Genomic DNA, 10519 nt, shown 5'->3' on the forward strand with positions numbered 1-10519 from the left:
CTGGGCTAAGAAAAGTAAATTTTTCCGGCTTTGTTTTATAAGTGATTGATTTACAATGATGTTGATGCTTTCTTTGTCAGTAAAATTATCAATAAAATCAATCAGTTAAAAAACTTGAACATCGAGTGATAGCTGGTTTGGCAACAATGGCCTATGGAAGCCTGTTTACAAAGCTATCGGAAGCCGGTTTAATATTCTCTCTAGGTTAAGGTGCAATAATGTACTGTACGATCGTCCAGAAAAAAGAAAACCCAAGCAGAGGGGGCGGAATAAAAAGTACGGGCAGCGTCTGGGGTCAGCCACAGACATGGCAAAAACAGTACAACAAAAGGCCCGATCGTATACCGTGAATCTCTATGGAAAACAGCGTGAAGTCAGGGCTTATAGTCGCGTTGTCATGCTGAAAACATTGAAACGACCCGTTCAGGTTGTCTGGGTGTTTCATCGCACACAGTGGATTGCTTTGTTTACGACCGATCTAAGTTTATCCGTCACACAGATTATTGAGTATTATGGTGCGCGATGGAAAATCGAATCCGGGCTCAAAGAGCTCAAGCAAGACATAGGGAGTCAGAAAAGTCAGTGTCGAAATGCGCAGGCAGTGACCAACCATTTGAACTTCTGTATGATGGCAACAACGCTGACGTGGATTTACGCGGATCGTTTAAAAACCGATCCGGAACGTCGGCACAAAGTGAAGGGGCGAGCCAGTTTCGCCTTTTCAGATATCCGCCGCATCATTGCCGAAGCGGCTTTGGAACCGGATTTTGAAAGGGTTTGCCCCAAATACAGCAGCTCCCCTGTAAATTCGGTGGTAGCCGTTTTATTGCGAATGGTTGCTTGATGAATTTCTAAGAAACTTCAGTTCGTACACACTGTATGCTTCAACCCCTGTATTGATCTCATGGCGGGAGTCAAAATGGATAGACTCAACCAGAGTCGCAATTGAATTTTCTTTTAGCATTGAAATCATGTAATTAGCATGTCGTTTCTGCCGATCCCACCAGACAAAGTCGGTGACGGCTTTATCGTAGACATAGAGATGTTTCTGAGAGCTGTTATTTCCCTTGTTTTGCTTTTCAATATGATCTCGTAACACAGGTATTTCTTGATGTCTCTGAGTTCCGTTTGTCACCAGACAAAGAAATATGAGCAACCCACTTCTGAGATTCAACGCGTAAATCCCTCCGGACGCATAAACTTTCCCCTTGCTGTTTTTTTCAGTATGGCAGGCATGATCAATAAAATTTCCATCCGCTGCTTCTATGGTGTATTCGTCAAGTTCTGGGAATGCTTTAATATAATCAATGCCTTGCGATAGCAGTGTTTCAGAGTGAAGATGGTAGCTCTGCTGTTCAAATGCCTCAAGCATACTTGTTCGTCTATGCGACTTCAGTGATTTAAAATACGTTGAGTGGGGAAGCAGCTGGCCATAAATCTGTTCATTGGTTTGGAGGAAATGGCGACCACTATCGACTACACTGATACAGCGTAATAACCCAAGGCGAATAAAGTCGATATCCTTCAACTCTGGGCATGAACGAGCCCACAAAGGATGACGCTCTGCTAACAGGGCACGTTCCATACTTTCATTGCAGTGTTGGTGAATATGTTCAGAGAGTGGTAGGTCTTTAAGCATGGGTGATATCCGTTTATGAGGTGATTAAAACGGAAATTTTTAGAAAAATCTTTTCGGCAAATGCCAGCTTTATTTGAAATTATTTGTTGTTTTTTTACGGTGCCTACAGAGTGTCTATTTGCTGTTATAAGTGATTAAAATCAAAAAGATGAAAATATTCGAGTGGTGCTACCTTCAGGTAGGTTATACTCGATGTTCAAGTTTTTCCATCCCATTGCCATCAAACTCTTACCTTCACCCAGCAGAACAATACTTTAATGATGGTGTTGGCCCTAAGCGCCCTAAATCTCTGCCAATCATATGTTTTCCTGATGGCATCAGTTGAAACACATCCTTTATTAATTCACCTAACTCTTTCAGCTTATCACCAGGATCTGGAAACTCTAGCAATGACGTGATGAACTCAAGCAGTACATCCATTTGAGACTTGCGCTGTAAGCTTCCTACGGTATACGCAGGTAGTTTGCTTTCAATGCGGGCTATTTGCTCTGGGTGAAGGAGAAGGCAATGGTCAAACAAAAGACTCAGAATCAGGCCTCGGGGAGTCGCTATTTTTGCGAAAGCTTGTTTTGGGCATCCCAGCCCAAGCAAGCGGCAAAAACTTAACGCGACCACTTATGCCTCCGGCGGCCCCGATTCGTCCTCGTCACCTCGTCCCGACCCAACAAGGGGTCGGAACATAGGCTCCAAATGACTTGACGCCGTGTCGGATGGCCTTTTATTTTGTCTCCACCTTCGCTAACGCTCAGACTCCGACAAAACAACGGCCCTACGGCTATCGCGGACTAAAAATCATCACTTCGCTTAGGCTCCGTTTCCCTGATTTTCAGCGACGGCTTGATCCCTCTTCATCTAATTGTTTGGCCTCACGCCCCCATCCTTCATTAAAGCTTCCAGTCCTCAAAGAAAACCTCAATCAGCCATCTCAACGTATAGGCTTGAATAATATCTTGTGTGCGCCAAGTCAGGTCTGTCGCCACTAAATAGCGATAGTCGTTTTCACCGTCATATTTTAAGGCAATGACAAAGCGTTTTTTTACTGTGAGAACTCACCTTTAATCGTGCACTGCTGACAGTCACTTTAATCTCTTTTCCGCCACGTACACGTATTATCTGATCAATGCCTTTGTTAATCGAATTAAAGTACCTGAATTCGTATAATAAGTGCATAACCCTCTGCAAGTATTGGCTAGACTAACACCTGTTGAATTAAGACAAGACATAGGTGTAAAGTAAACAGCTACCAAACAATTTACAGAGGCTACAAATGAGCTATACACACCTATGTCCTGAAGAAAGATATTATATAGAAATTGAATTAAAAAAGGGAACTTCACAGAATAAAATAGCAGAAGCCTTAGAACGAAGCCAAAGCAATATTTCACGCGAGATTAAACGCAATACAGGTCAAAGAGGCTACAGGCATAAACAAGCAGAAGATTTTGCCCAAGAACGACACAAAAACAAGCCTAAAGAGGTTAAATTAACGGATGAAATAAAAGGCATTGTTAATGTTCGCATTGAGGATGACTGGAGTCCTGAGCAGATTGCAGGGCGGTTAAAACAAGAAGGTATAATTAGTCTTCATCATGAAACAATCTACCAGCATATTCTGGCGGACAAAAAGGCAGGGGGTGAACTATACAAGCATCTTCGGCATCAGAACAAAACCTATCGCAAGCGGTATGGGTCAGCCCATAATAGGACAGGAATCCCTAATAGAGTCGATATAGATGAGCGTCCTGAAGAGGTCAACAACCGTAAGCGTATCATCAGTGTTCCCCTATCAATTGAGGCCGTGAAACTAACCTCGCCACAAGAGAGCTCATAAAGCACTGTAAAGACATTCCTGTTATTATTGCGTTTTGAACTGCCCGAATGGTATACGAGCTGATACGAGATATTCTTGCCTGGAAAAATAATGGATTCACAAAACGATCTCGTTTTTGAGCCTGTTGCTGCCTTATCTCCAGAGCCTCGCTATATTTTTTATCCGATGGATGAATCAATTCTGGCTGTTGTGTTTTTGAAATCTCTTCAAATACGCGCATTAAATTATAGCTCATTGCAGTCAGGCGCATTTGATTTTCAAGTGAGCGGGTATTGGAAGACCAAGCTTTAGTTTCCTTGAAATTACTTTTAGTGTTATTGAATGTCTTTTCAATCGTCCATCGCTTGAAATACAGCATGGCAATGGTTCCAGGGTTAATAGTCATTGGCAAGGTTGTCACAAACCGGTGAAGTTTTCCGGTTTCTGGATCACGGTAATCCACCACGTTAAATTTGATGCCCTTGTTTTCGTACACACTGTATGCTTCAACCCCTGTATTGATCTCATGGCGGGAGTCAAAAGGGATAGACTCAACCAGAGTCGCAATTGAATTTTCTTTTAGCATTGAAATCATGTAATTAGCATGTCGTTTCTGCCGATCCCACCAGACAAAGTCGGTGACGGCTTTATCGTAGACATAGAGATGTTTCTGAGAGCTGTTATTTCCCTTGTTTTGCTTTTCAATATGATCTCGTAACACAGGTATTTCTTGATGCCTCTGAGTTCCGTTTGTCACCAGACAAAGAAATCTGAGCAACCCACTTCTGAGATTCAACGCGTAAATCCCCCCGGCCGCATAAACTTTCCCCTTGCTGTTTTTTTCAGTATGGCAGGCATGATCAATAAAATGTCCATCCGCTGCTTCTATGGTGTATTCGTCAAGTTCTGGGAATGCTTTAAGATAATCAATGCCTTGCGATAGCAGTGTTTCAGAGTGAAGATGGTAGCTCTGCTGTTCAAATGCCTCAAGCATACTTGTTCGTCTATGCGACTTCAGTGATTTAAAATACGTTGAGTGGGGAAGCAGCTGGCCATAAATCTGTTCATTGGTTTGGAGGAAATGGCGACCACTATCGACTACACTGATACAGCGTAATAACCCAAGGCGAATAAAGTCGATATCCTTCAACTCTGGGCATGAACGAGCCCACAAAGGATGACGCTCTGCTAACAGGGCACGTTCCATACTTTCATTGCAGTGTTGGTGAATATGTTCAGAGAGTGGTAGGTCTTTAAGCATGGGTGATATCCGTTTATGAGGTGATTAAAACGGAAATTTTTAGAAAAATTTTTTCGGCAATTGCAAGCTTTATTTGAAATTATTTGTTGTTTTTTTACGGTGCCTACAGAGTGTCTATTTGCTGTTATAAGTGATTAAAATCAAAAAGATGGAAATATTCGAGTGGTGCTACCTTCAGGTAGGTTATAGGCTGCTTTGTTTAGGTACTTCTTCTTTCAATGGGAACACTGATGAAGCGTATAGGTGATTGGGAGGCAGATACAATCATTGGGAAAAATCACAAAGGGGCGATTGTAACGCTGGATGAGCGAGTCTCTAAATTACGGTTGGCCTTCCCTTTAGCGGGGAAAAAGGCTCAATATGTATTAGACGCAACTATTTTAATGCTTGATCCTATAAAAAGCTTTGTTAAAACAATTACTTTTGATAACGGGAAAGAGTTTACCCTGCATGAAAAAATAGCAGAAGCACTAGGTTGTGATACGTATTTTTCGACTCCCTACAGCTCTTGGGAAAGAGGGCAAAATGAGAATGCTAATGGCTTATTAAGACAGTATTTCCCTAAAGTAATGGAGTTGATTGATGTTACGATAAAAGAGGTTTTTATAGCCGTTGATAAGCTAAATAGTCGCCCTAAAAAGTGTCTCAATTACAAAACACCTTATGAGGTATTTGAAGGGCTGACTGGGATAGATATGAAAAATTTATTGGGTTATGCACTTATGAATTGAATTCAGGTCTTTTAATAAGCCTAATGCAATAATCCGTGTCAAAGCGGCTCCGAGTTTTAGCTGATTGAGCGCATCATTTAAATCGTCAATATAGCTTTGGATAAAGGTGGCTGGGGCATTCATTAACATGGGCTTACACCGATAAAATTACAACAACCTCAGAATACCTGATTTTACCTTCTCAATATCAAAAACTTGAACATCGAGTGATACCAACAATATCACAGGCTTTGCCCTTTCTGGCACCTTGTCCAATGGCTTGATTGATCCATGTGACATAATTTACGCGCTCTGAGTGAGGAATTAAGCGTCCTCGTTTTCCTCCCAGAGCGCATCCAGCTTTTTTCTAAGCACCAATAAGGCCACTGTTTCTGCAAGTGCTTTCTCTTTGCGATTAAGCTCTTTCTTTAATTTTTTGTTTTCACTACGTAATTGTTTTAATACGTTTCTACCTGTTTTTTCTTGCGTCACGTTTTGCTCTGATCCTTTAATAAAATCATCAGTGTTCCCATTGAAAGAAGAAGTACCTAAACAAAGCAGCCTATAACCTACCTGAAGGTAGCACCACTCGAATATTTCCATCTTTTTGATTTTAATCACTTATAACAGCAAATAGACACTCTGTAGGCACCGTAAAGAAACAACAAATAATTTCAAATAAAGCTTGCAATTGCCGAAGAATTTTTCTAAAAATTTCCGTTTTAATCACCTCATAAACGGATATCACCCATGCTTAAAGACCTACCACTCTCTGAACATATTCACCAACACTGCAATGAAAGTATGGAACGTGCCCTGTTAGCAGAGCGTCATCCTTTGTGGGCTCGTTCATGCCCAGAGTTGAAGGATATCGACTTTATTCGCCTTGGGTTATTACGCTGTATCAGTGTAGTCGATAGTGGTCGCCATTTCCTCCAAACCAATGAACAGATTTATGGCCAGCTGCTTCCCCACTCAACGTATTTTAAATCACTGAAGTCGCATAGACGAACAAGTATGCTTGAGGCATTTGAACAGCAGAGCTATCATCTTCACGCTGAAACACTGCTATTGCAAGGCATTGATTATCTTAAAGCATTCCCGGAACTTGACGAATACACCATAGAAGCAGCGGATGGACATTTTATTGATCATGCCTGCCATACTGAAAAAAACAGCAAGGGGAAAGTTTATGCGGCCGGGGGGATTTACGCGTTGAATCTCAGAAGTGGGTTGCTCAGATTTCTTTGTCTGGTGACAAACGGAACTCAGAGGCATCAAGAAATACCTGTGTTACGAGATCATATTGAAAAGCAAAACAAGGGAAATAACAGCTCTCAGAAACATCTCTATGTCTACGATAAAGCCGTCACCGACTTTGTCTGGTGGGATCGGCAGAAACGACATGCTAATTACATGATTTCAATGCTAAAAGAAAATTCAATTGCGCCTCTGGTTGAGTCTATCCCTTTTGACTCCCACCATGAGATCAATACAGGGGTTGAAGCATACAGTGTGTACGAAAACAAGGGCATCAAATTTAACGTGGTGGATTACCGTGATCCAGAAACCGGAAAACTTCACCGGTTTGTGACAACCTTGCCAATGACTATTAACCCTGGAACCATTGCCATGCTGTATTTCAAGCGATGGACGATTGAAAAGACATTCAATAACACTAAAAGTAATTTCAAGGAAACTAAAGCTTGGTCTTCCAATACCCGCTCACTTGAAAATCAAATGCGCCTGACTGCAATGAGCTATAATTTAATGCGCGTATTTGAAGAGATTTCAAAAACACAACAGCCAGAATTGATTCATCCATCGGATAAAAAATATAGCGAGGCTCTGGAGATAAGGCAGCAACAGGCTCAAAAACGAGATCGTTTTGTGAATCCATTATTTTTCCAGGCAAGAATATCTCGTATCAGCTCGTATACCATTCGGGCAGTTCAAAACGCAATAATAACAGGAATGTCTTTACAGTGCTTTATGAGCTCTCTTGTGGCGAGGTTAGTTTCACGGCCTCAATTGATAGGGGAACACTGATGATAAACATGGCAAAACCACCTAAAATAAACCTCGATACACCAGCATTGTGTATTTCAGCTACTCAATAATTGGGAAACTTCAGTTGATTAAAGAATTTAGACCACTGACCTGAGAGACTAACAAAGGTTTTTAAAATTAGCGAACTAATTTTGGTTAAGAATCAAAAAGGAATATTTAAGTTTAATCGCAACTCAGTAGCAACTCAGAAACTAATGTATTCAACTTCAAAGTTATTAATCAATTAATATCTCATTAAATTCAATGCGTTAATGGCGCGCCCGAGACGATTCGAACGTCCGACCCCTGCCTTCGGAGGGCAGTACTCTATCCAGCTGAGCTACGGGCGCTTATTTGAATAAGCTATTTTAACCTATCCTTATACTCGATGTTCAAGTTTTTCCATCCCATTGCCATCAAACTCTTACCTTCACCCGGCAGAACAATACTTTAATGGAGGTAACTAGCAGCAATAATACTATCGTTTGTCCATTAACATACCCGCCGGAGCCTTTGTGTTTCTGCTTGTAAACCTTATAAATACGTTTTGTAGACTTAGATCGTGCTCGGTCTGATTCATCAAAGGCCAACACACCTTCAGTAATGCCATAACGTTTTAAAATTAAGACCACACTCACCCGTAGCAACCAGTCCCAGGGTATACTTGCTTTACGAAACACCCAGGATAATGCGGCTACTTTGCAATCTCCAAGGCTTGCTCGCTCAAACTTAGCCCAGCAAACAGAGTTCATTAGCAGTATGCCCGTTAAACAAGTGCCCAACCAAGCGGCTTGAATCCGTGTCAAAGCGGCTCCGGGTTTTAGCTGATTGAGCGCATCATTTAAATCGTCAATATAGCTTTGGATAAAGGTGGCTGGGGCATTCATTAACATGGGCTTACACCGATAAAATTACAACAACCTCAGAATACCTGATTTTACCTTCTCAATATCAAAAACTTGAACATCGAGTTATAGCTTACGATAGCATCGATTTTAAATGCGCCAGGTTAGCTTTGCCGCGTTGTTTTTGCTCTGCTTTATCAACCGGCTTTTTACTCTGCCACTCCAGGTCTTCTTCGGGGAGTTCGGCTAAAAACCGGCTCGGCTCGCTTTCAGAAATATCGCCATAACGCTTGCGATGGGTGCAGTAGCTAAACGTGCAGCTGCGCTGCGCACGGGTAATGCCTACGTAGGCCAGGCGGCGCTCTTCTTCTATATTATTGCTTTCGATACTGTTCTGGTGCGGCAGGATATTTTCTTCGAAACCGATTAAAAATACATGCGGGAACTCTAGGCCTTTTGCTGCGTGTAAGGTCATTAAGCTGACCTGTTGATCCGCCTGCTCATCCTGGTTACGCTCCATGATATCCATGAGTTGAATTTTAGCTACGATTTCATCCAGGTTTTTTTCTGCCTGGTTATCAGTTTGGTGGTCATCGTCACTTTTTGCAATGCGCTGTAGCCATTCGGTCAGTTCGCAAACATTTTTAATTTTGCGTTCAGCTGTTTGCTGGGTATTGCTGTTTTCATGCAGCCATTGGTGATAATTAATTTGCTCTATAAAGGCATTTATTTCTGCAAAGGTATCGCCAGTTTGTAGTGCGTGTGCGGTGCGGTGCGTCCACTCGCAAAATTTTTGTAATCGTGCCAGTGCAGTCTGGGGTAGCTTTTCTCTGATGCCCATTTCGGAGCATGCGCTAAACAGGCTGATATGTCGCTCACTGGCATAAGCGCCTAATTTTTCTAATGCGCTAGGACCAATTTCACGGCGTGGCGTGTTCACTATGCGCAAAAAAGCGGCATCATCATCTTGGTTTACAAACAGTTTTAGATAGCTGAGGATATCCTTGATTTCGGCATAGGCAAAAAATGAAGTGTTGCCAGTAATAAAATACGGTACATCAAATTCGCGCAAGCTGCGCTCAAATAAGCGCGATTGATGCTTACCGCGATATAAAATCGCATAGTCGCCATAATCGGCTCCGGTTTTAAATTTATGATGAACGATTTCGGAAACGATTTGCTTGGCTTCTTCGGCATCATTTTTATGCGTTAATACGCGTAACGGCTCGCCAAAGCCCATATTACTCCAGAGCTTTTTTTCAAATGCGTGTGGGTTATTAGCAATAAGCTGGTTAGCGACTTTTAAGATACGTCCATAGGACCGGTAATTCTGCTCCAGCTTGATAACTGTCAGACGCCTGTAATCTGTTTGCAGTTGTGACAGGTTTTCTGGTTGCGCGCCTCGCCAGGCATAGATTGATTGATCATCATCACCGACCACGGTAAATTTACCCAGCTTACCGACCAGTAATTTAACCAGTTGATACTGGGTGATATTGGTATCTTGATACTCATCGACCAGTAAGTAGCGGATTTTGTTTTGCCATTTCTCCAGAACCTCGGGGTAGTTTTGCAGCAGCAAAACAGGTAGTAAAATTAAATCGTCAAAATCAACTGCATTGTAGGCTTTTAAGCTGCGGGTATATTCCACATAGACAAGTGCGGCAATATTATCTTCTTCGCTGGCATGGCTTAAGGCTTGTTCGGGGGTGATAAAGGCATTTTTCCACAGTCCTATTTTGCCAGAATACAACTCCACACTATCAATATCGTATTGTGCATTGCCATGGGCAATCAGGTTTTTTAGCAGGGTGATTTTATCCTGCTCATCAAACAGCGTAATCCCCGTTTTATATTGCAAGGTTTTATGTTCTTTGCGCAGTATATCCAGCCCTAAGGAGTGAAAGGTCGAGACACGTAGGCCGCGCAATTGATTATTATCCAGTAATTTACCGACCCGCTGTTTCATTTCCCGTGCGGCTTTATTAGTAAAGGTGAGTGCCGCAATATGCCGGGCGGGCAAGCCTTGCTTGACTAAATAGGCGATTTTCTCAGTAATCACCCGGGTTTTACCGCTGCCAGCGCCTGCCAGCACTAGCAAAGGGCGGTCAATGGTTTTAACCGCGCGTTCTTGTTCAGGGTTTAGTTTTGGCATTGACCTAGAAACTGCAGTTGAGTACGGATTTATTCACAAAATCGTGAAGC

The 10519-nt window shown here is 42.2% G+C and carries 12 protein-coding genes, 1 tRNA gene and 2 pseudogenes; 6 read left to right on the top strand and 9 right to left on the bottom strand.

Going from position 1 to position 10519, the window contains the following annotated elements:
* Window positions 1-175: 175 nt before the first annotated feature.
* Window positions 176-844, top strand: a complete 669-nt coding sequence (locus K6984_RS11040; protein WP_476693190.1) for an IS701 family transposase — start codon at window positions 176-178, stop codon at window positions 842-844.
* Here the strand turns inward: K6984_RS11040 and K6984_RS11045 are convergent.
* Together K6984_RS11045 and K6984_RS11050 are read right to left on the bottom strand one after the other, a co-directional pair.
* Complete coding sequence (locus K6984_RS11045) at window positions 824-1639, bottom strand: hypothetical protein (RefSeq protein ID WP_221895579.1); 816 nt, start codon at window positions 1637-1639, stop codon at window positions 824-826. The two genes, K6984_RS11040 and K6984_RS11045, sit on opposite strands and share 21 nt — an antisense overlap.
* Window positions 1640-1873: 234 nt before the next feature.
* Window positions 1874-2158, bottom strand: a complete 285-nt coding sequence (locus K6984_RS11050; RefSeq protein ID WP_221895580.1) for a hypothetical protein — start codon at window positions 2156-2158, stop codon at window positions 1874-1876.
* 35 nt (window positions 2159-2193) lie between these two features.
* Here K6984_RS11050 and K6984_RS33220 point away from each other — a divergent pair, with 35 nt between their 5' ends.
* Window positions 2194-2322: a hypothetical protein gene (locus K6984_RS33220; RefSeq protein ID WP_263458600.1), complete on the top strand. Its 129-nt coding sequence runs from the start codon at window positions 2194-2196 to the stop codon at window positions 2320-2322.
* Between the two features lie 27 nt (window positions 2323-2349).
* On the top strand, window positions 2350-2622 hold the full coding sequence (locus tag K6984_RS11055; RefSeq protein ID WP_221895581.1) for a hypothetical protein: 273 nt from the start codon (window positions 2350-2352) through the stop codon (window positions 2620-2622).
* 22 nt (window positions 2623-2644) lie between these two features.
* Here the strand turns inward: K6984_RS11055 and K6984_RS11060 are convergent, their stop codons facing one another.
* The gene (locus K6984_RS11060) at window positions 2645-2809 is read right to left on the bottom strand and encodes a hypothetical protein (protein ID WP_221895582.1); all 165 of its coding nucleotides are present in this window, start codon (window positions 2807-2809) and stop codon (window positions 2645-2647) included.
* Between the two features lie 97 nt (window positions 2810-2906).
* On the opposite strand from K6984_RS11060, the pseudogene K6984_RS11065 reads away from it, so the two are divergent.
* Window positions 2907-3410, top strand: a pseudogene (locus tag K6984_RS11065) (IS30 family transposase); the annotation flags it as partial.
* Between the two features lies 1 nt (window position 3411).
* Here the strand turns inward: K6984_RS11065 and K6984_RS11070 are convergent.
* The gene (locus tag K6984_RS11070) at window positions 3412-4710 is read right to left on the bottom strand and encodes a transposase (protein WP_221894003.1); all 1299 of its coding nucleotides are present in this window, start codon (window positions 4708-4710) and stop codon (window positions 3412-3414) included.
* 233 nt (window positions 4711-4943) lie between these two features.
* Between K6984_RS11070 and K6984_RS11075 the strand changes: the two are divergent.
* Window positions 4944-5441 (top strand): annotated as a pseudogene (locus K6984_RS11075) (IS30 family transposase); the annotation flags it as partial.
* Here the strand turns inward: K6984_RS11075 and K6984_RS11080 are convergent.
* Together K6984_RS11080 and K6984_RS36120 are read right to left on the bottom strand one after the other, a co-directional pair.
* On the bottom strand, window positions 5415-5570 hold the full coding sequence (locus K6984_RS11080) for a hypothetical protein (protein WP_221895585.1): 156 nt from the start codon (window positions 5568-5570) through the stop codon (window positions 5415-5417). The pseudogene K6984_RS11075 and the gene K6984_RS11080 sit on opposite strands and share 27 nt — an antisense overlap.
* Before the next feature lie 174 nt (window positions 5571-5744).
* Window positions 5745-6041 (bottom strand): LapA family protein, encoded by a 297-nt coding sequence (locus tag K6984_RS36120; RefSeq protein WP_221895607.1) that lies wholly within the window; start codon window positions 6039-6041, stop codon window positions 5745-5747.
* Window positions 6042-6170: 129 nt separating this feature from the next.
* Here K6984_RS36120 and K6984_RS11090 point away from each other — a divergent pair, with 129 nt between their 5' ends.
* Window positions 6171-7469 (top strand): transposase, encoded by a 1299-nt coding sequence (locus K6984_RS11090; RefSeq protein WP_221895586.1) that lies wholly within the window; start codon window positions 6171-6173, stop codon window positions 7467-7469.
* Window positions 7470-7742: 273 nt separating this feature from the next.
* Here K6984_RS11090 and K6984_RS11095 read toward each other — a convergent pair.
* The 3 genes from K6984_RS11095 to rep all read right to left on the bottom strand — a co-directional run bounded on the left by K6984_RS11095 (window position 7743) and on the right by rep (window position 10469).
* Window positions 7743-7819 (bottom strand) — tRNA-Arg (locus K6984_RS11095).
* Between the two features lie 66 nt (window positions 7820-7885).
* Window positions 7886-8362 (bottom strand): hypothetical protein, encoded by a 477-nt coding sequence (locus K6984_RS11100; protein ID WP_221895587.1) that lies wholly within the window; start codon window positions 8360-8362, stop codon window positions 7886-7888.
* An 85-nt stretch (window positions 8363-8447) separates the two neighbouring features.
* The gene (gene rep, locus K6984_RS11105) at window positions 8448-10469 is read right to left on the bottom strand and encodes a DNA helicase Rep (protein WP_221895588.1); all 2022 of its coding nucleotides are present in this window, start codon (window positions 10467-10469) and stop codon (window positions 8448-8450) included.
* Between the last annotated feature and the right edge of the window lie 50 nt (window positions 10470-10519).

The organism is Bathymodiolus japonicus methanotrophic gill symbiont (assembly GCF_019721995.1).
Lineage (GTDB): Bacteria > Pseudomonadota > Gammaproteobacteria > Methylococcales > Methylomonadaceae > Methyloprofundus.

Coding starts and splice junctions, on each gene's coding strand:
- K6984_RS11045 (WP_221895579.1), bottom strand. CDS start 1,639: ATGCTTAAAGACCTACCACTCTCTGAACATATTCACCAACACTGCAAT.
- K6984_RS11055 (WP_221895581.1), top strand. CDS start 2,350: ATGGCCTTTTATTTTGTCTCCACCTTCGCTAACGCTCAGACTCCGACA.
- K6984_RS11060 (WP_221895582.1), bottom strand. CDS start 2,809: ATGCACTTATTATACGAATTCAGGTACTTTAATTCGATTAACAAAGGC.
- K6984_RS11070 (WP_221894003.1), bottom strand. CDS start 4,710: ATGCTTAAAGACCTACCACTCTCTGAACATATTCACCAACACTGCAAT.
- K6984_RS11080 (WP_221895585.1), bottom strand. CDS start 5,570: ATGTTAATGAATGCCCCAGCCACCTTTATCCAAAGCTATATTGACGAT.
- K6984_RS11090 (WP_221895586.1), top strand. CDS start 6,171: ATGCTTAAAGACCTACCACTCTCTGAACATATTCACCAACACTGCAAT.
- K6984_RS11100 (WP_221895587.1), bottom strand. CDS start 8,362: ATGTTAATGAATGCCCCAGCCACCTTTATCCAAAGCTATATTGACGAT.
- rep (WP_221895588.1), bottom strand. CDS start 10,469: ATGCCAAAACTAAACCCTGAACAAGAACGCGCGGTTAAAACCATTGAC.